This is a genomic window from Deltaproteobacteria bacterium (assembly GCA_028818775.1).
Classification (GTDB): domain Bacteria; phylum Desulfobacterota; class Binatia; order UBA9968; family JAJDTQ01; genus JAJDTQ01.
Window position 1 is genome coordinate 112,574 of record JAPPNE010000052.1, and the last position, 19,087, is coordinate 131,660.

General features: G+C 61.2%; 12 protein-coding genes. 7 read left to right on the plus strand and 5 right to left on the minus strand.

What is annotated here, in order from left to right; all coding sequences use genetic code 11:
- Positions 1 to 77: 77 nt before the first annotated feature.
- On the minus strand, positions 78 to 4,019 hold the full coding sequence (locus OXU42_06410; protein ID MDE0029013.1) for an SIR2 family protein: 3,942 nt from the start codon (positions 4,017 to 4,019) through the stop codon (positions 78 to 80).
- 144 nt (positions 4,020 to 4,163) lie between these two features.
- Here OXU42_06410 and OXU42_06415 point away from each other — a divergent pair, with 144 nt between their 5' ends.
- From OXU42_06415 to OXU42_06430, 4 genes are all read left to right on the plus strand, one after another.
- Positions 4,164 to 6,920, plus strand: coding sequence for a DNA methyltransferase (locus OXU42_06415; protein MDE0029014.1), 2,757 nt, complete (start codon positions 4,164 to 4,166; stop codon positions 6,918 to 6,920).
- Positions 6,917 to 8,566, plus strand: a complete 1,650-nt coding sequence (locus OXU42_06420) for an AAA family ATPase (protein ID MDE0029015.1) — start codon at positions 6,917 to 6,919, stop codon at positions 8,564 to 8,566. The genes OXU42_06415 and OXU42_06420 overlap by 4 nt, the downstream gene beginning before the upstream one ends.
- Positions 8,563 to 11,685: a DEAD/DEAH box helicase family protein gene (locus OXU42_06425; GenBank protein MDE0029016.1), complete on the plus strand. Its 3,123-nt coding sequence runs from the start codon at positions 8,563 to 8,565 to the stop codon at positions 11,683 to 11,685. Before OXU42_06420 ends, OXU42_06425 begins: the two co-directional genes overlap by 4 nt.
- Positions 11,686 to 11,826: 141 nt before the next feature.
- Entirely contained in the window at positions 11,827 to 12,999 is a 1,173-nt protein-coding gene (locus OXU42_06430; GenBank protein ID MDE0029017.1) for a hypothetical protein, read from the plus strand.
- A gap of 137 nt (positions 13,000 to 13,136) precedes the next feature.
- Here OXU42_06430 and OXU42_06435 read toward each other — a convergent pair whose 3' ends face one another.
- The 3 genes from OXU42_06435 to OXU42_06445 are packed head-to-tail and all read right to left on the minus strand — an operon-like array spanning position 13,137 to position 14,481.
- Positions 13,137 to 13,751, minus strand: coding sequence for a DedA family protein (locus OXU42_06435; protein ID MDE0029018.1), 615 nt, complete (start codon positions 13,749 to 13,751; stop codon positions 13,137 to 13,139).
- Positions 13,752 to 13,777: 26 nt separating this feature from the next.
- Positions 13,778 to 13,987 (minus strand): hypothetical protein, encoded by a 210-nt coding sequence (locus tag OXU42_06440; GenBank protein MDE0029019.1) that lies wholly within the window; start codon positions 13,985 to 13,987, stop codon positions 13,778 to 13,780.
- The gene (locus tag OXU42_06445; protein ID MDE0029020.1) at positions 13,984 to 14,481 is read right to left on the minus strand and encodes a hemerythrin domain-containing protein; all 498 of its coding nucleotides are present in this window, start codon (positions 14,479 to 14,481) and stop codon (positions 13,984 to 13,986) included. The genes OXU42_06440 and OXU42_06445 overlap by 4 nt, the downstream gene beginning before the upstream one ends.
- A gap of 74 nt (positions 14,482 to 14,555) precedes the next feature.
- Here OXU42_06445 and OXU42_06450 point away from each other — a divergent pair, with 74 nt between their 5' ends.
- Complete coding sequence (locus OXU42_06450; protein ID MDE0029021.1) at positions 14,556 to 15,041, plus strand: OsmC family protein; 486 nt, start codon at positions 14,556 to 14,558, stop codon at positions 15,039 to 15,041.
- A 52-nt stretch (positions 15,042 to 15,093) separates the two neighbouring features.
- A complete protein-coding gene (locus tag OXU42_06455) occupies positions 15,094 to 15,963 on the plus strand; it encodes a tetratricopeptide repeat protein (protein ID MDE0029022.1) in 870 nt (289 codons plus the stop codon).
- Positions 15,964 to 15,968: 5 nt separating this feature from the next.
- Here OXU42_06455 and OXU42_06460 read toward each other — a convergent pair whose 3' ends face one another.
- On the minus strand, positions 15,969 to 17,081 hold the full coding sequence (locus OXU42_06460; protein ID MDE0029023.1) for an amidohydrolase family protein: 1,113 nt from the start codon (positions 17,079 to 17,081) through the stop codon (positions 15,969 to 15,971).
- Between the two features lie 169 nt (positions 17,082 to 17,250).
- On the opposite strand from OXU42_06460, the gene OXU42_06465 reads away from it, so the two are divergent.
- Positions 17,251 to 18,960: a peptide ABC transporter substrate-binding protein gene (locus OXU42_06465; GenBank protein ID MDE0029024.1), complete on the plus strand. Its 1,710-nt coding sequence runs from the start codon at positions 17,251 to 17,253 to the stop codon at positions 18,958 to 18,960.
- Positions 18,961 to 19,087 lie beyond the last annotated feature (127 nt).

Consider the following 19,087-nt stretch of genomic DNA (forward strand, 5'->3'; position numbering starts at 1 on the left):
TGGTCGTCCCAATACATGGCGATGACAATTCCAAGGAATCTGCTGATAACCGGCATGTCGTCTCCCACCCCCTGCCGTCATGCCTGCTCGTTACGTCGAGCAGCCGTAGATAGCCTTCGGAACGCTGGGCAATCAGCCAAGCCGGGCGCTAATGTCTTGACCCGGTCAAGAGCGTTGCTCAAGTCGTATGGCACGATCGCGTCCTGCTCTTCTCCAATGGTCAAATCCAGCAACGTAAGGAGTGCGGCGGCCTTTCGTTCATCGTTGACCGCCAACTGTAGCTTCGAGACGGCTTCACTTCCAGTTCCAACCTCGCCATAGAGCCCATACTCTAGTGTTGACCAGCAATCAAAGGGGACAAGGAAACGCTTCATCTCATCAACGGCTTCGGCAAAAGCCTCGCCCGAGGCGGCGGGGATATGGGACAACTCTCGGCTTGTGTCGCGTGTCGTCAAGTCGCTTTCTTGTGGCCACACGCTCCGAAAGAACGGCTTGACGGCTACATGAAACAGCTTTTCAACGGATCGTATTTCTCCTTCTTGCGGTGGCCCTTCTTCCTGGAAGTACCGGATAGCGCAGGCTGCAAACAGACGCGTTTCGTCGTCTGCTGATCGGAGCATTTGTGACACGCGGGGTTCGGCCACCAAGGGCCTACGTTCGTCTCGGAACGCCGTCAACACTTCGATGACAAGGCAAGAAACAAGCGATTCCCGGGCTTCTCGACCGAGGCGATGGTCAGTTGCCCTTTCAATCACCTTGTCACCGATGATTTCAAGTAGAGGCTTGCCGCTTCGACGTGCGGCCTTGCGCCAAAGTGCAATGGATTGGAAGTCATCCGCCAACAACGGGTCCACCAGATATTGTTTCGTCCAGTCAGGGTCTGCGTTCTGGAAGAATGGCAAACGTTCCGCTAGTCGGCAGTGTGCCACTAGGCCGCTATGGTCGGAGGCGCTGATGATTCGATCTCGCATCTGCCGCGCAGGGCTGCCGTCGGAGAAGGGGCGGGCATCTTTGCCGACGGCTTGGCAGGCGGCCAGGAAGACTTCAATGAATTGTCCCGCTGGTGTGTTGAGAGTGTCGATATCCAGGGACTCTTGCTGGTCACCCGAAGAGTTGGTCAGGATATGGTCCCGGTCGTTAGCGACGGCATTGGTCCTTTCGACTGCAATAGGCCAAGCTTGCAGCCAGACGGGCAAGCCGTGTTCTGATCGGATGACATATCGACTCCAACTGAAGAGCCAGTGGCTGATACCCCAGATGGCTTCCGTAAGGTTCGTCTCCGACAGGTTCCTCAGCAGATACAGGATACGGTTTGCCTCATCTTGTGGCTGGGGTGGTGGTTCAAGACTCGGCGTCGGGGGAGATGGCGAATGAAGCGAAAGGAAACAATCCCAAAGGCGCGGAAACTCCTCCCCGGCCCTAGTGAATGATTCCAAGTCCGAGAGAAGGAGCACGGCACTACCGGCCCGTTGGAGCCAAGCTTTGGCGGAGTTGTCGATCCAATGAACTCCATCGTGTGACAGTTCCTCGTTCAGTGCCCGAAGGCGGGCCTCTCCTTCAAGCAGGTCATATGGAGTGTCGGCCGAGAGCCGCGGAACGGGATGCGCCTGTGCATCGAAAAACCCGCCATCCACGCGCATGTCTTCGAGTTGGGGAAGTTCCTTGATTCGTTTGAGCAACCATCGGCGGGTTTTTGGCGCTATGATGCCGCCGGCGACTTCCACTCGTTTGACTTCACGTGCGGCACAGTACCGTCTGCGAGTTTTGAGTTTGTGCGGCGGACCCTTGCACAAACGCTGGACAATCGTTTCCTGAACGTCCCGCCGAAGTTCCTTAACGCGTCTTGCCCTCAGTTCGGTGATCTCGGGGAATTCATCCAGACCCCAAAGCTCGTAGTCAGATAGTGTCACCAGGAAGTCACCGACATCGTCAGCGCTTACCAACTGTGGATCCCGGGCGATTGCGGCCCATAGGCGCCGGTGGACGCCAGACCGCGACAACTGCCAGCCTGGGAAGAAGGGCGTGGCGGCCTGCTGATCGAGTTCGGAAATGCGGATGACAATTTCGTGAAGCAACTTGACCGACGGCGCGATTCCATCATTAAAGAGATCGGGCTCACCGCCCTCATGGCCGAATGCTTCTTCGACGTCTCTACCCTTCCCGTGGGGACGAACGAAATACACACGGTGAGGACTTTCCCAAGGCACCTCACGGCCTTCATCAGTCTTGTAGATCCGATTGATGACGTTGAGCCCGTATTGGACTGAAGATGCCAGCCCGTCTGCCAGTTCCTTCAGGAATTGTATTTCTGAAACCGTGCCTATGTGGAGGTCGCCGTAGTCGTTCAGATTACCCAGGTTGACGCTCGTCAGGTTCGCCGACAGAAGGTCTTCAAAGATCTTTGGGTGTCGAGGCCTTTCCTCAATCGCTTTGACCTCCAGACGAGGCGCGAACAGATCCACAATCGCTGAAATCAGGGCGCCGGAACGCTCGCCTTTGCCGAGTCGATCACGGATCGTTACAAATGCCATCGCCGGATGGTCCCTGATCGGGCGATTAGACCAGCTTTCCTCGATCAAGCGCCATGCAGTCGCATAGGGTTCCTTCAACTCAGGACTGCCGTAATCGTTCAGTAGCTCGTCTATTGCGATCCGTTTGGTACTCCAGTTGGATTCTTTGAGCGCCCAATCGATCGTGGCTGGCTCAGCAAGCCGGTTCTTCAGAAACGTGGTCATGACTTGGGCGTGATGGCGGTCGGTCTCGCTCAACCCCGCCCATGAATGAATGGCGGTGGCTGGTCCGAACTTTTTTCCGGGCGTGGTCTCAATGATGGAATCCAGCCATCCGGGCTCGGCCTTCGCACCCGACGCCACACCTGCCAAGCGAATGCGTTCATTCGCATGCCCTCGCCTGAACAGGTGGTCGAACAGGTCACGATCAGCCTTGGGGGTGGCGGCTCTGCTCTCCCGTACGATCCGTCTTACCTCAACATCGACGGTTTTCGTCTTTCCGTTGATTGCGGAGAGTTTGGCCCACCGTTCAAGCGCATCGCGCAGCACGGAATGGTCTCCATTTCGAGCATCGTAGTGGATCGGGGTGATGCCCCGTGCCTTCCAGTCTTGCAATTCCACGGGGTCCCCAGAGCCAACGAAGGTAAACCGTTCTTTCAAATCGCTGAATCGGGCTCCGTCGGCGGCGACGGCGTTCAGCAGGTAGCGCATCGGCGGATCGTTGGCGCTATAGCCCGCCAGGACGAGATGGAAGAGGCGTGCGGCGTCGTAGATGAGATCAGGGACAATCCTCCGACGCAGATAGTATTCCCCGAGGTCCTGGTCCGACAACACGAGATCCGAGAAGCGAGCCGGATTCCGGTCCAAGGCTCCGTGAATATGGAGCACTCCAGCGAACTCCTTGCGCGTCGTGGGTCTCGGGATCGATCCCAACGCATAGGTTTGCACTGGGGAACCAAGGCGCTTGGCAGCGGCTTCGAGCAAGAGGTCAAAGTTGGTGGTCATGATCGTCGTGACGCCGCCGCGGTCGGCTAGGCGCATGAGCGCCCGATGTATTGGCGCCGGTTTGTCGCTTGCTTGGCGCAGCAGTTCCGCTACGGTGCTTCTGACCTTGCTCGTGATCTTGTTCTTTTCATGAGTTTGATCGTCCAGCCGGCGTTCAAGCATTCCCAAGACCACGTCGTACTCGCCGGCAACGAACCGCTTGACCTCTGCCTTTTGGTTATTCCTGAGCTTCGACCAACCCGGTTCTGTAGTGTCAAGTGCGCGGTTAGGAGTCTTCGGAAGGATTTCGTAGACGCTTGCATCAAGCCTTTCATAGACGTCGCGTACCAGTTCTCGGAAGTCAGGCAGCCCCGCAGGACGTGAGATACCCGCACCGCAGATGAAGAGTACTTCGCCCCGCGCATGTGCCAGAAGCAAGCGTTCCGGAATCTCCGGGAGGCCTGGGCTGAGCGAAACGGCGCGGTAAGCGTCGTCACCGTGATCGGAATGAGGTAAATTGCTCATGACGGTTCAAGTGTAGCAGAGTAACCGCCCGTCAGCATGGCGGCAAGATGAGGTCAGCATGGCGGCAAGATGAGGGTGGTAGGCCAAAGATGTTTGACGGCGGCAACGGTCGCGGCTTAACTTGAGGAAAGGAGAAATTCAGAGGTGGCAGGAAAGAAGAATACGGTGGGCCGAAAAGGAAAGACGCGCAGCGCCAGGAGTTACGGGCATCCTGAGGCGGGTGCGCTACTCCGGCCGGACATCGGGATGCAGGCGCAGTTCCGCAAGAAGAAGCCGCTGGCCACCTACCGTTACGACACCTCGCTGTCTCCAGCCCTCGAATGGGACGGACAGAATTCCGGTCGGGAAGAGGGAGAAGCGAAAATCGCTTCGTTGGAGGACCGCATAGCGAGGCTGTCCGCGATCGTCGATCCCGTCAACGGGGATCTCTCCGAAAGGGATGTCGCAAGGGCCAAGGAGGAGCTTGCCGCCGCCCGGGAAGACGCCACCGCGCTGAAGACGCTTTCCAAGCCCTTTCTCAACTGGGCTGGAAAGGCCGAACGGCTCTCCTTTGACGTGCCGACTCTGCCGTTGTTTGTGCACGAGCGTCTGTCCACGTCCGCGATCCTGGAGACGTTGAAAGGGCATACCCGAGACCGTCAAGTGAACATGTTCGATCTGTTCGGGGAGAGCGATCTCCCGATCCACGATCGGCTGCTGAGGGCGTACGAGCATCAGAACGGGTGGGTGAACCGGCTGATCCTTGGCGACTCGCTGGTGGTGATGAACTCCTTACTCGGGTACGAGGGCGTGGGCGGTCAAGTGCAGACCATCTACATGGATCCGCCCTACGCCGTGAAGTTCGGGTCCAACTTTCAGCCCTTCGTGCGCAAGCGCGACGTCACCCATGGCGACGACGAGCACATGGTGCGGGAGCCGGAGATGGTCCAGGCGTACCGGGACACCTGGGAACTCGGCCTGCATTCCTTCCTGACCTACCTGAGGGACCGGTTGCTGCTGGCGCGGGAGCTGCTCCATCCGTCCGGGAGCATCTTCGTCCAGATGTCCGATACCAATCTGCACCATGTCCGCGAGGTAATGGACGAGGTGTTCGGCGCGGAGTGCTTTGTCTCGCAGATCAGTTTCCAGACGACATCGGGATTTCAGACGAAGACGCTTGCGACCCTTGGTGATTTTATTCTGTGGTACGCGCGGGATCCGGAGAGGCTCAAGGTAAGGAAGTTGTTCGAGGAACAGCCCGTCGTGCTTGGTGAAGGCAACGCAAGATGGGTGCTTCTCCCGGACGGAAGCTACCGAGGAGTGACCGCGGCCGAGAGGCGTGGAGAAGCGGCCGTACCAACAGAAAGCCGTCTTTATAGCCCGAGCGGAATGGAATCTCCTGGTTCACCGAGTCAACCGCAGCCGTTCGACTTCCAGGGTCGGAAGTTCGAACCGAATCACAATCGTCATTGGGCGGCCAATTATCCGATCGGTCTCGAACGCCTCGCTAGGGCAGGAAGAATACATGTTGCCGCCAATAGCTTGAGGTATCGCCGCTTCCCTTCAGATTTCCCATATAAGACCTTGGGCAATATTTGGACAGACACCATGACAGGAAGTTTCACGGAGACGAAGTCCTACGTGGTGCAGACCAACCCCAAGGTAATCGAACGGTGCCTGCTGATGACATCCGACCCTGGCGATCTGGTATTCGATCCTACCTGCGGCTCGGGGACCACCGCGTATTGCGCGGAGAAGTGGGGGCGGCGTTGGATCACCACCGACACGTCGCGGGTGCCGCTTGCGCTCGCGCGCCAGCGCCTGCTCACCAGCACCTTCGAATTCTACCAGCTCAAGGAGCTGGGAAGGGGTCCGGCAGGAGGCTTCGAATATCGGCGCAGACAGAACGCCAAAGGAGAAGAAGTCGGCGGCATCGTGCCACACATCACCCTTGAATCCATCGCCAACGACGAGCCGGCAAAGGAGGAAGTGCTTGTTGACCGGCCGGAGACGGACGCTGGCGTCACCCGCGTGAGCGGTCCGTTCTGTGTCGAGGCGACCATTCCGACGCCGGTTGATTGGGAAGGAGATGGTAAGGAAGACTCGGGCGATGCCTCCGCCGCCAAGGCTTATGCGAGTCACGTGAATCGCATGATCGCGGTGTTGCAGCATTCGCCGGTGCTCCGTCTCGGCGGCGGTCAGACCGTAACCCTTTCCAAGGTGCGTCTGCCCGCGCGGACCATGAGCTTGTCGGCCGAGGCCTCGGTCGAAGGCTATGGAGAGCAGACGGCTGCCATCGTCTTCGGTCCGGAGAACGGCGCAGTCTCGGAGTTGCTGGTGTTCGAGGCGGCGCGTGAGGCATATGCCAAGGGGTACGGCCACCTCTATGTCATCGGCTTCGCCATACAGCCTGATGCGCGGCGCCTGATTGAGGGTTGCGAGCAGACGGTCGGCGTACCCGCGACTTATGTGCAGGCGAGCATGGATTTGTTGATGGGAAATCTGCTCAAGAACCTGCGGTCGAGTCAAATCTTCTCAGTATGCGGTCTCCCGGACGTGCGGATCAGAAAATCTGCCAAGCAAGGCTATCAGGTCGAGCTTCGTGGTCTCGACGTGTTCGATCCGGTCGCGATGGACTCGGATCATCGGCAGGGGAGTGATGTCCCGGCGTGGTTCCTCGACACGGATTACAATGGACTCTGCTTCCACGTGTGCCAGGCGTTCTTCCCACGGACTTCGGCATGGGAAGGTCTCAAGCGTTCACTCCAAGGCGAGTTCGAGGACACCGTGTGGGCGCATCTGTCGGGGACTGTCAGCACTCCGTTCCAGGCTGGCGAGCACGGGCAGGTGGCAGTGAAAGTGGTCGATGATCGCGGAAACGAACTGATGGTCGTCAAGCCACTCTCGGAGGCGGATGGGTGATCCGCACGGTTCGCATCCGGGGCTTCAAGCGTTTCGATGATGTGGAGTTCCGTCTGCCGGGGCACATGGTCCTGGCCGGTCCCAACAATACCGGGAAAACGACGGTGCTTCAGGCTATCGCTTCATGGTCCCTTGCCTTGCGGCGGTGGCGTGAGCTCAACGACTTCAATCCTCGACAGGGTTATACGCGTGCGCCTATCGCGAGGCAGGCGTTTGCGGCGGTTCCTCTTCGGAGTTTCGATCTGATGTGGAAAGACCGCGAATATTGGGATCAGATCGAGATCGAGATCCGGCATGACGCCGGCTGGTCCGTGACGATGGAGCTTATCGCGGACAGCACTGAGCAGATCTATGTCCGCCCCAAGGTGGATGTGCCGGCTGATACGCTGCGCAAACTGGACCTTGGCGTGGTCTACGTACCTCCGATGACCGGATTGGAGACAAACGAACGGCTATTTCAGCCTGCTGCCATCGAGCAGATCCTCGGCCTCAGCCGTCCCGGCGAAGTGTTGCGCAATCTGCTGGTCGTCGCGAGCCTCGATGATGCCGCTTGGGCTGCAATTCAAGACTCTATAGGGAAGCTCTTCGGCTATGAGCTGCTAGTCCCTGACGCCAGTGGGCCGTATATCCGGGCCGAGTACAGAATGACGAAAGGGGGGCAGCCCCTTGATATCGCCAGCGCGGGTAGCGGGTTTCAACAGGTGCTGATGCTGCTCACGTTTCTCAATACGAGGGAGGGTTCGGTTCTCCTTCTCGACGAGCCCGATGCGCATCTTCACCTGATCCTGCAGGACGCCATCTACTACGAGCTTCGCACCGTTGCCGCCCGTCATAGATCCCAGCTCGTCATTGCGACACACTCCGAGGTGATAATCAATTCGGTCGAGCCTCGCGAGCTATGTGTCACACTCAACGAGCCCCGGATGGTTGCCGACAATGAGGAGCGCAGCCGACTGATTAAATCACTTGGTGTACTCAGTAACGCAGATGTGATGCAGGCGTTTGAGGTCCGCGGTGTGCTGTACGTCGAAGACTACACGGACATCAACATCCTGCGGACCTGGGCCACGAACCTGAAACACAAGGCCGAATCCCTGCTCACTACCGAGTTGATGTGGAAGCCGGTGGTTTTCCAGGCGCAGGAAGGGCGGCCAGGGATCAAGGCGCGAGACCATTTCGACGCGCTACGACTCGTGCGGGACGAATTACCTGGTCTGGAACTGCTCGACGGTGACGCTCACCCCGCGGTACCGGAGACAGAAATCACCCGGACGGGCTTGCAGCGGCTTCGCTGGCGACGTTACGAGATTGAGAGTTATCTTGTTCACCCGCATGCGCTGGCCCGCTTCGTCGAGGCAGAAGTCGGAGTCGGCTCCGCTGAGCTGCATGTCCAGGACATGCTCACCTACTGGCGCAACGAATTTCCTCCGGCGGTAATGGATGACCCGCTGGGAGAGCACGAGTTCCTGAACGCAACGAAAGCGCGCTTGCGACTGCTTCCCCCTTTGCTGGACGCCGCGGGACTCCACGGGCTACCACACACTCGCTATCATGAGATCGCGGCGCTGATGCTCCCGGAGGAGATTCATCCAGAAGTGGTCGAGAAACTCGACGCCATTTGCCGTGCTTTCGGGGTCGAGCCATGAACCCGCACGAAGTTTCCGAGCCAATCCTGAACGCACCCTTCGATGAACCCAGGGAGCACTGGTGGATTACGGAGCACGATCCGCCGGAGCGGCGTCCGGGCCGGCGTCCAGCCATGTATTTTTACCGCCGCCCGGGCAGCGAGCCGTCGTTGGAGCAGCAGGGAACCGGCACTGCCATTGAGTTGAAGCTGGTGAACCGAGTCCGTGCCAAGCTTGCCGAATGGCGGCCCTTGGCGCTGCGCGGCGAAGGCGGCGTGACCCGAACCACCGTAGAGTTGTTGCGTTACTGGCGGCAGGAAGGACGGAGACACCGGTTGTTCTTTGCCCAGATCGAGGCCGCCGAGACGATCATTTTCCTTACCGAGGCCCGCCCTGATTTCCTGCAGGGGATCCGTGTCCCGCTCGACGAACCGGGCGAGGAGGCCCGGGCGGACGGGTTCCGAGCCTTTCGTCGCTACGCTTGCAAGATGGCTACGGGCACGGGAAAGACGACCGTCATGGGAATGCTCGCTGCTTGGAGCATTCTCAACAAGGTCGCAGCCCGTGGGGACGCTCGTTTTTCGGACGTGGTGTTGATCGTGTGTCCCAACGTCACGATCCGAAACCGGCTTGAGGAACTCAAGCCGCAAGCCGGTGAGGCCAGCCTTTACCGCACGCGTGACCTCGTCCCGTCACACCTCATGCCGCAGCTCGCACGTGGACACGTGCTTGTCACCAACTGGCACGTGTTTGAGCCGAAGACCGCGCAGGTCGCCGGCCAGTCGGCAAAGGTCCTCCGCGCCGGACGCGAGATCCGCACGAGGGAGACCATACGTATTGGCCCCAAGACAACCACGGCGCGCGGCATCCGTTACCTGACTTTGGCCGATCTCGAACGGCAGGCGGCCGCTGGCCTGATTGCCGTTCGTGATGAACAGCGGGACCGGCAAGGCAATCTCAAGTCGGTTTCCGTGGAATCGTTCCGGTACGTCGAGAGTGATGCCAAGCTCATCGACCGCGTTCTCGGGCGAGAAATCGGAGGCAAGGGCAACATTCTGGTCATGAACGACGAAGCACATCACGCGTATCGGCTCAGGCGTGTTGAGCCAGAAGAGGGCGAGGAGGATCTGTTCGGCGAAACCGATGACAGCGAGGAGTTTTATAGGGAAGCGACGGTATGGGTCGACGGGCTTGACCGTGTCCACAAGCATCGCGGTATCAACCTGTGTGTAGACCTCTCTGCCACCCCCTACTACCTGGGCCGGGTCGGACAGGACGCCAACCGGCCGTTTCCGTGGGTTGTCAGTGATTTCGGACTTGTCGACGCCATCGAGTCGGGACTCGTCAAGATTCCGCAGCTTGCGGTTCGGGACACAACCGGCAGCCACATCCCTGGCTACTTCAACATCTGGCGCTGGATCCTGCCGAGATTGACCCCTGCGGAGCGCGGCGGCCGGCGGGGAAGCGTGAAGCCCGAAGCGGTCCTCAAGTATGCGCATGTTCCAGTCGCCATGTTAGGTGGACTGTGGGAGTTGCTACGCGAGGAGTGGAGCAAACGGGATGGTGAAAGCCGGCCGCCCGTATTCATCATCGTGTGCAAGAACACCGCGCTCGCCAAGGTCATTTACCAGTGGCTCGCCGAGGACAAGGCGCCGGTGGGGATTCCGCCCGCGCGTCTTGAAGGTCTGCGGAACACGGACGGGAACCTTTGCACCATACGTGTGGACTCCAAGGTTGTGCGCGAGTCCGACAGCGGACAGACGAGGTCCGATGCGGACCAATGGATGCGCGTGACGCTGGATACAGTCGGTAAGACTGACTGGCCGCGGGACGGACAGAGACGGCCCATCTACCCTGAAGGCTTCGAGACGCTGGCCAACAAACTCGAACGACCACTTCATCCACCTGGCCGTGACGTAAGGTGCATTGTGAGCGTCGGAATGCTCACCGAGGGTTGGGACTGCAACACCGTGACCCATATCGTCGGACTTCGCCCGTTCATGTCGCAGTTGCTTTGTGAACAGGTGGTCGGGCGAGGGCTGCGGAGGTCCAGCTATGCCGTGGGGGAGGACGGGAAACTCGGTGAGGAAGTCGCGAAGATCTTCGGTGTACCGTTCGAGATCGTGCCCCTGAAGGAGAATCCCCCGGACAACGGAGCGCCGCCACCTCCGAAGACTTGGCGAATACGGGCAGTGCCCGAGAAGGCAGCTCTGGAGATCCGGTTCCCCCGCGTCGAGGGTTACACGCAAGGGATCAGAAACCGCGTAAAGGTGGACTGGGAAAGCATCGCGCCTCTGCGTCTCGACCCCATGGACATCCCACCTGAAGTGGAGATGAAGGCAGGCCTTCCGAGCAACACCGGGCGGCCTTCGCTGGTGGGTCCTGGACAACTTGAACGCGTCGATCTCAACCCGTACCGCAACAATACACGGTTGCAGCAATTGGTGTTCGAGATGGCGCGGGATCTGACACGGGATTATCGGGAGCAACCGGGTTGCGACGCGCCTCCTCACGTACTGTTTACACAACTCGCCACCATCGTGGATCGCTACATCAGGGAAAAGGTGGTCCCTGTCGAACCGGCGCGAGACATCGATGCGTTCCTCTCCCCTTGGTACGGTTGGCTGGTGGAACGCCTTGTCGCCGCCGTCCGCCCGGACCATGGCAACGGAGACGAGGCAGAACTCCCGCGCTACGAGAGCGGCCGCGGTCCCGGATCTACAGCCGAGGTCGACTTCGAGACGCGGCGAGTGCCCTATCCCGTCGTCAAGAGTCACGTCAACGCGGTCGTGCCCGACACCGCGAAGTGGGAGCAGTCCGCCGCCTACCGTTTGGACACTCACGAACTCGTCCACTCGTTCGTCAAAAACGCTGGTCTCGGTTTCGCGATCCCCTACCTGCACAACGGCGAACAGCACGAATACCTGCCGGATTTTATCGTCCGGTTGACCAGAGACACCGCCCACTACCTGATTCTTGAAACCAAGGGCTATGACCCCATAGCCCAAGTCAAGTCACAAGCAGCCCACCGGTGGGTCAACGCTGTAAACGCAGACAGGCGATTCGGCACATGGAGCTACGAGTTGGTGACGGACATGGGTAAGGTGGGCGAAGCCGTGAATCGGGCAGCCATGTCGTGAGTGCGGTAGTCTCGGTGTGTTGGTCGGATTGCGGCTGAGTTGATGTGTATTTGAGTTGATAGGACGTGGCTCGTAACTGCCGCAAAAGACCTGAACCTCAAAATGACCTGGGAACCTGTCTGGGCACTACCGAATATTGACTTGGACAAACCTGTCGAGAGTCCAACCTTTGCGCTCGTTCCTGCTTCGGATCCCCGTGTCCAATTTCTGGAAAAGGAACATCGGAATTTCCGAATCTTCATGAGTCGGTTCCAGGATCCGCATGGGCATCCCATTCGGCCTACTCTCATAATTCGTCGCACCGATGTTGCCGAAAATTTCAGGGGGGCGGATGTAGCTGCCAGTTTTCGTGATGTCCTTGTCGCCTGTACCGTCCCACTTGCGAGATCCCTGGACATCATCTACGACAACAGTCGTGACAGAGTCCGATATGGCAGTTTCTTTTGGGTCTACCCTTGGATGCTTGATCGAAGCTACGAACGGATCATTGCGCATACGCCAGCAATACTGGCCCTGCACGATGTGAATCATTTGAGAGGACAGTCGTCCCCGGAACTGGCGCCAACGACGTTGCGACGGCGAGACCTTGATGAGCCGCTGTTACAGGAACTTCTCCGCCGCTGGACAGCACGTTATGAAACCATTTCACCGAAATGGGCGGATGTCGCGCTTTTTCGATCTCTGAATATGGCGAACCAAGCCTGTCTTCTTCCGGCGGGCGCCGATGCTGTTATGCACGACTACGGGAGAATAATCGCCTTGTGGACAGCCGCCTGTGAGATTCTTGCTCATCCCGGAGGCGACGGACAAGCTAACCTAAGGAAGGTGTTTGAACTGCTGCGGAGAATACCCTGGGTGGACCAAAAATGCGGGCATCGGCGATATCTGATCCGACACAAGAAACGGACAGATCGAGAGAATCTGGCTGGTTGGCTTTATTGGCGCATCTACTGCTGCCGCAATGATTTTCTTCACGGCAACCCGGTTGCGATTGAGAATTTACTCACTCCCAACTCCCGCCGTGCACTCGACCATCACGCGGCTACTCTATATCGGTTGGCGCTGTCCTCCTTTCTGCGCTTGGCATGGAGTGAACCCTTGCCGGCAAGTGACGACGCCGACATTGTTGCGGAATATGTCGCAAGAAAAATGCAGTTCCAAGAACCACAAGTGGGATGTGAGGAGGCCTTGAGATTGTGTCGAGTGTCGGTTGCTCAACAACGCCGAGCTCGAAGGAAAGCGATTGAGAGGAGGCGGAGGATGGCCTTCTCAATGAACCTAGGACAGAATCGGACGGGACACGCACGACCGTGATAGGTCGGAGCCTGTCCAGGTAATCGCGTCGCGTAGCCCCGCGGGCGACCGCCGGTCGCCCCTACAGGCACATCTCCATGCCTCGCGGTATTTCCGATTGCACGGACAGTCGTTGGCTCGTCACAACAGTGGAGTCTCTACGAGGACATGCGGAACAATAGAAACACGACAATCGCAAGCACCAAACCGATCACCGTGGCCGCGCTCAGGTGGCGTTCGATGAGTGTGCGGACCGGGGGACCGAAGTACCAGAGGAGCGTGGCCTCGACGTAGAAGCGGAAGCCGCGGGATAGCAACGAGGCCAGGACGAAAACGCCCAGGTCAAGGCGGGCGGCACCGCACGCGACGGCCACCAGCTTGTAGGGGAGCGGGGTCAGGGCGCCGGCGACGACGATCCATGCGCCCCATTCGCGCCGGTACGTCTCGAATGCCTCAAGCTTTCCCGCATACCCCCACAGAGCAAGCAGAGGCTCACCCACGGCCTCGAAAAGGAAATAGCCGATGGCGTATCCGGCGAGGCCGCCGGCCGTCGACGACAGGGTGGAGATGCCGGCGAAGGTCCAGGCCCTGGCGCGCCGGGCCAGCACCATGGGGATGAGAAGGAGATCCGGCGGAACCGGGAGAAAGAGACTCTGGAGAAAGCACACGCCGGCCAGCGCCCAGACGGCGCGCCGCGTTGCTGCGCTACGGATGGTCCAGTCGTAGAGTCGGTTGAGCGTGCGGGAGTCCGTCCCCGCGGTCGAGTGGGTCATGTGCCGCGTCGCGGGTCATGCCTCCTTCACAGGACCTTGTACCCCTTCCCCAGCACCACCCGCAGCAGGCCGTCGATGTGGGTCACCTCGGGATCGAACTCGATGACGGCGACCTGCCGCTCTACCGAGAAATCCACCTCCGCGACGCCGGGGGTGCTCCCGAAGGCTTCGGAGAGATCGGCTACGGCGGTTTCCGTCAGATCGCCGATGGAGATGATGGCGGTCTTGGTGTTCATGGCGTGTCGGGTTTCGCATCGGAGCCGGAGGGCTGATTCCGCCCCAGCACGCGCTTGATCTCCAGGCCGGCGCGTTCGGCGTCCGCCTCCGGTATGTACATCTCGAAGGCGGCAAAGAGCTGGCGCTCCTCGCTGCGGATGTGCTGCTCCAGCAGGTCGCCGAAGTCGAAGAGAAACTTCCGCATCTCCTTCGCGTCGCTCAACCGGGCAACCATCTCGCGGAACTTCCGGTGATCGCCTTGGAGCCGGGCCACCAACCCCCGGGATTCTTCATGGGCGGCCATCAGCGGAAACAGCACCGTCTCTTCGGCCTCGAAATGAGGTTGCAGGTTCTCGCTGAAGAAGCGCGATGCCTGTGCGGCGCATGCCTCCATGGCCGCGGGGTCGCCCGGGTTGAGCTGGCCGAGGGCGTGCTTGCGGCAACGCAGCGCCAGCGCCAGGCCGTGATGATGGTCGTGGGAAAGCGGTATCAGTGCGGGGTGTCGTTTGGCCATGGATTGCCACGCAAATTGACGATGCCGGGTCTATGGGCTACCCTTCGTGCCACAAAGATCCTGGAGGTTGATATATGGCGGACGACATGATCGTCAAACGCGAAGTGGTGATGGAGGCCGACGCCGAGATGCTGGGGCGGCAGCAGAAGCGTGGCGAGGCGCGCGGTTTCACGGTGATGTGCGACGAGGGCGGGCACATCGGTGGCGACAACACGGCGCCGCCGCCCATGGCGTATTTCGCGCTGTCCGTCGGATTCTGACTGCTCACCCAGCTTTCCCGGTACGGGGAAATGATGAAGGTGAAGATCGACAAGGCGCGCGTGCACGTGACCGCGCGCTTCAGGAACGAGGGCTCGGTGTTGCGGGAGACGGTGCAGGCCGAGGGCGTCGGCGTCGAGACGAAGCTCGACGTGGAGTCCGACGAGCCTCCGGAACGCGTCGCCGCGGTGATCCGCAACTCGGAGCAAGGCTGCTACATCATGCAGACGGTCAAGAATCCGACGCCGGTGGAAACACGGGTGACGCTCAACGGAGCGGATTTCGACACGAGCAGGAAGTAGTCGGGCAAGACCGGGGCCGAGGCAGGATCGGTTCCGCGGACGGGGAAAGGCCATGGAGGGTTCCGAGGAAGTGATGGAAGCGCTGGTCTTCGACGTCGATCAGTCGGAGTTCGAGGCGCGCGTGCTGGAGCGCTCCCGGGAGACGCCGGTGGCGGTGGACTTCTGGGCGCCGTGGTGCGGCCCGTGCCGGGTACTGGGTCCGGTGCTGGAGCGGCTCGCCGAGGAGTACGGCGGGAAGTTCCTCCTGGCCAAGGTCAACGTGGACGAGAACCAGGAGCTGGCGGCCGCCTTCGGCATACAGGGGATCCCGGCGGTCAAGGTCTTCAAGGATGGCGGCTTGGCCGCGGAGTTCACCGGGGCGCTGCCCGAAACGGGCGTGCGCGAGATCCTGGAGCGGGTGGTGCCCTCACGCGAGGACGAGTTGACCGCGGAGGCGGATCAATTATGGTCCGCGGGTGAGGCCGGAAAGGCGCTGGCCATCTACGAGCAGGTGCTGGAGGAGGCGCCGAACCATGCGGGCGCACTCCTGGGGCTGGGGCGGGGGCTGCTTGAGACGGATGAGGAACGCGCCCTGTCCATGCTTGAAAGAGTTCCCCTGGGCGACCCGGAACGAAACGAGGCCGACCGGCTGATTGCCCGTCAGAAACTCAGTGCGGGCGAAGGCGCCGACGTCGAGTCCCTGCGCGAGGAACTGGCGGCGGCCCCGGATCGCCTCGACCTCCGCTTCCGGCTGGGCCAGGCGTTGGCCGCCGAAGAGCGCTACGAGGCCGCGCTCGAAGAGTTCCTGGCGGTGCTGAAACAGGACCGCGCCTTCGAGGACGACGGCGCCCGCAAGGCCATGGTACAGATCTTCGAAGTGTTGGGACGGAACGAACTCGCCGACAGGTTCCGCTCCGAGATGGCCAAGGTCCTGTTCAGTTAAACACTCTACGCCTGCGCCCCGGCGGCTTCCCTTGACGCCACCGCCGTAGCATCCAGCCGCGCCCGCAGCCGCGGGTAGAACCTGAGCGGGTTCTCGAACAGGATCTTGTGCTTCAGCTCGTCGCTGAGGTCTTCGCGCCCCAGGAGGTGCGGGATGTCCTCGCTGAAATCCCGCTGGTCTCGTTCGTGGGGATAGTCGGAGGCCCAGAGGAGCGTGTGCTCCGGCACCAGGCGGGCGGTCTCGGGCAGCAGCGTCTCCTCCACCTCGGCGGCGAAGTAGATGTTGCCTTCCCGGAAATACTCGCTGGGCTTGCGCTTGCAGTTCGGCGAGTAGTGGCCCTTGCGCTCGTACTCTTCGTCCAGGCGGTCCATCAGGTAGGGGACCCAGCCCGCGCCGCACTCCAGCACGCCGAAGCGCAGCTTGGGGAACAGCTCGAACACGCCTTCACAGATCATCGCCACGATCTGCCGGAACTGCGCGAACGGATGCTCCAGGGTGTGCGCCACCATGAAGTTGCGGGTGTCGTCGATGCCCAGGTCCGGAAAGCTCATGCCGCCATGGGGTGACACCGGCACGTCCAGCCGCTGGGCCTCCTCCCACAAGGGGTAGAAGTCGGGTCCGCTGAAGAGCTTCCCGCCCGGGGCGGCGGAAGGCAGCACCGCGCCCACCATCCCCAGCTCCTCGACGGCCCGGCGAAGCTCCTTGACCGCCTCGTCGATGTCCTGGATGGGCAGCAGCGCCACGCCCACCAGGCGCGGGCTCACACGCATGAAACGGTCGTGCAGCCAGTCGTTGTAGGCCCGTGCCATGGTGATGGCCCACTCGTGGTCGCGGATGGCCGCGTGAGTGAGCCCCTGGGTCGGGTACAGCACGGTCAGCTCGATGCCGTTCTTGTCGAGGAAGTCGAGCCAATGCCCGGCGTTGGGTCCGGTGCCGCCGCCGACCCAGCCGCCCGGCTGCCTCAGCGAGCGCAGGTAGCCGTCCATGGTAAGGCCCGGCCAGAAACTGTAGGACCGGTGCCATTCCAGTTCAGCGTACGGACCGCCGATGTAGTCGCGAAGCTCGTCGTCGATCTCCATCACGTGCCCGTCGGCGTCGATGATGCGTTGTTGGGACATGGCCTTCTCCCTTCGGATCAATAGCGTTTCGATGCCGTAGATAGTAGCCCGGATGGCACGGTCGGGCAAGCTGGAAGGCGTCCGCGGCGGCTTTCTTCCCGCCTCTACCCATGTCAAAATTGATTCTCTATAATCGCAACCGGTGCATCCAAGCGAGGAGGTACGTGCCATGTCGAGACTGCGCGGTTTGATGTTGGCGGCAGCCGTCCTGGTCGTGTTCGCCACCGCGGCGTACGCGCAACGCGGCGCCGACGGCGAGCTCAGGATGCTCTACTGGCAGGCGCCGTCGGTCCTGAACCCGTTCCTCTCCGGGGGGACCAAGGACATCCACGCCGCGGCGTTCGTCATCGAGCCGCTGGCGCGCTACGACGACGACGCCAACATGGTCCCGGCGCTGGCGGCGGAGATACCCACCGTCGAGAACGGCGGGGTGGCCGCCGACCTCAAGTCCGTCACCTGGAAGCTCCGGAAAGGCGTGACCTGGTCCGACGGGACGCCGTTCACCGCCGCCGACGTCGCCTTCACGGCGACCTACTGCATGCACCCGGACGGAGGCTGCAACGCCGCGCCCCGGTTCGAGAATGTGGCCGCGGTGGAGGCGGTGGACGACCACACCGTGCGGATCTCCTTCAAGGTCGCGATGCCGTTCCCCTACGGGCCGTTCGTGGGCTCCACCTGCCCGGTGATCCAGAAGAAGCAGTTCGAGGGCTGCCTGGGAGCCAAGGCACCCGAATGTACCCAACAGAACTTCGGCCCCATCGGCACCGGCGCCTTCAAGGTGAAGGAGTTCCGGCCCAACGACGTGGTGCGCTACGAGATGAACGAGCGCTACCGCAACCCCGACCAGCCGGCCTTCGCCTCGGTCCTGGTGAAGGGCGGCGGCGACGCCGTGTCGGCGGCCCGGGCGGTGCTGGAAACCGGCGAGTTCGACTACGCCTGGAACCTCCAGGTGGAGCCCGAGATCCTCGCCGCCATGGAAAAGGCGGGCAAGGGCAAGGTGGTGTCGGCCTTCGGCACCCTGGTGGAGCGGCTGATCGTGCAGCTCGCCAATCCCGATCCCGCCCTGGGCGACAAGCGGTCCACCTACCAGGACGGCAAGAACCCCCATCCCTTCCTCTCGGATCCGGCGGTGCGGCGCGCGTTGTCCCTGGCCATCGACCGCAACATCCTGGTGGAGGCCGGCTACGGCCAGGCGGGCCGGGTGACCTGCAACGTCCTGCCGGCGCCGCCGGTCTACGCCTCCACGGCCAACGACTGGTGCAAGACCCAGGACGTCGCCGCCGCCAACAAGCTGCTGGACGAAGCCGGCTGGGTGCGCGGAGCCGACGGCATCCGCGCCAAGAACGGGGTACGCCTCTCGATCCTCTACCAGACCTCCACCAATTCCGTGCGCCAGGGCACCCAGGCGCTGATCAAGCAGATGTGGCGGCAGATCGGCGTCGAGACCGAGCTCAAGAACATCAGCGCGTCGGTGTTCTTCGGCAGCGACCCGGCGAGCCCGGACACCTACCAGAAGTTCTACGCCGACATCCAGATGTACGCCAACCAGTTCAACGGCACCGATCCCCAGGCCTACATGCAGGGATGGCTGTGCAAGGAGATCCCCGGGCCCGACAACCAGTGGATCGGCAACAACATGCCGCGCTACTGCGACGCGGAGTACGAGAAGCTCGCGGCGGAGTTGGCCAAGACCGCGGGCATCGAGAAGCGCGCGGCCATCGCCAGGCGCCTGAACGACATGCTGATGGACTATGGCGCGCTGATCCCGCTGATCCACCGCGGCGAGGTGGGCGCGCACGCGCTGTCCCTGGGCGGGGTCCAGATCAACGCCTGGGACGCGTTGCAGTGGAACATCCAGGAGTGGCACCGGCGGAAGTAGCGTGATCGCCGGGTTCGTGGACGCGAGAGCGGACGACCGGACAGAACACCAGACTCGCCCTCGGCATGAGTCGCGCCCATGTCACGTTACGTGGCCAGACGCCTGCTCTTCGCGGTCCCGACGCTCC

Coding starts and splice junctions, on each gene's coding strand:
- OXU42_06410 (MDE0029013.1), bottom strand. CDS start 4,019: ATGAGCAATTTACCTCATTCCGATCACGGTGACGACGCTTACCGCGCC.
- OXU42_06425 (MDE0029016.1), top strand. CDS start 8,563: ATGAACCCGCACGAAGTTTCCGAGCCAATCCTGAACGCACCCTTCGAT.
- OXU42_06435 (MDE0029018.1), bottom strand. CDS start 13,751: ATGACCCACTCGACCGCGGGGACGGACTCCCGCACGCTCAACCGACTC.
- OXU42_06440 (MDE0029019.1), bottom strand. CDS start 13,987: ATGAACACCAAGACCGCCATCATCTCCATCGGCGATCTGACGGAAACC.
- OXU42_06445 (MDE0029020.1), bottom strand. CDS start 14,481: ATGGCCAAACGACACCCCGCACTGATACCGCTTTCCCACGACCATCAT.
- OXU42_06455 (MDE0029022.1), top strand. CDS start 15,094: ATGGAGGGTTCCGAGGAAGTGATGGAAGCGCTGGTCTTCGACGTCGAT.
- OXU42_06460 (MDE0029023.1), bottom strand. CDS start 17,081: ATGTCCCAACAACGCATCATCGACGCCGACGGGCACGTGATGGAGATC.
- OXU42_06465 (MDE0029024.1), top strand. CDS start 17,251: ATGTCGAGACTGCGCGGTTTGATGTTGGCGGCAGCCGTCCTGGTCGTG.